This is a genomic window from Curtobacterium sp. MWU13-2055 (genome assembly GCF_023242305.1).
Classification (GTDB): Bacteria; Actinomycetota; Actinomycetes; order Actinomycetales; family Microbacteriaceae; genus Curtobacterium.
On the sequence record NZ_JALLIO010000018.1, the window covers coordinates 1 to 694 of the forward strand.

The window sequence follows — 694 nt, forward strand, 5'->3', positions numbered from 1 at the left end:
GGGGTGTTACTTGATCTGTGCGGTGATGGTGGCGGTGCCGACGAGGAGGCCGCGCTTGACGGCGTCGGTGCCGAAGGTCTTGTTCAGCAGGCCGGCGGCGTCTTCGGAGACGTGGACGGTGGTGCCGGTCAGGATGGCGTTGTCGCCCTCGAGCTGGAGGGGCTTGAGGGAACCGCCCCAGAGCTCGAACAGGAACGCGTTGGACGCGGCGACCTTGCCGTTGACCAGGACGTCACCGTAGAGCTTGGAGGAGCCCGGGTTCACGACGAAGTTCTCGAGCGTGACGGTGGTGTCGCCGGCCTTCAGGGTCAGGCCGGAGTCGTCGTGGTTGAGCAGGCCCTGCACGTAGGGCTTGTAGTTGCCGTCCGGCGACCAGTACGTGACCGACCCGGCGGTGATCGGGAACGACACCGACCCGTCCGCCAGGGTCGCGTCCCCGGAGACGCCGGGGGTGAGCTTGAGGGCGGTGAGGGCGTCGGTGAAGCCGGAGTCGAGCTTCACGGCGGTGGAACCACCGAGGACCTCGGGGACCGAGGCGACCGGTGCGGGGATCTTCGACGACGACGACGAGACCGTGTGGACCTGGGGGGTCGAGGCCTGGGCGGAGGAGATGCCGAACGCGGCACCGCCGAGCACGAGGGCGCCGGTCGTGGCGAGGGTGATGGAGGTCTTCAGGCTCTTGCGCATGGTGATC

1 protein-coding gene is annotated in these 694 nt (G+C 68.4%); it reads right to left on the reverse strand.

Going from position 1 to position 694, the window contains the following annotated elements; translation table 11 throughout:
- Positions 1–6 precede the first annotated feature (6 nt).
- The coding region (locus tag M4960_RS19125; protein WP_248705128.1) for a hypothetical protein at positions 7–694 on the reverse strand (688 nt) is incomplete at its 5' end.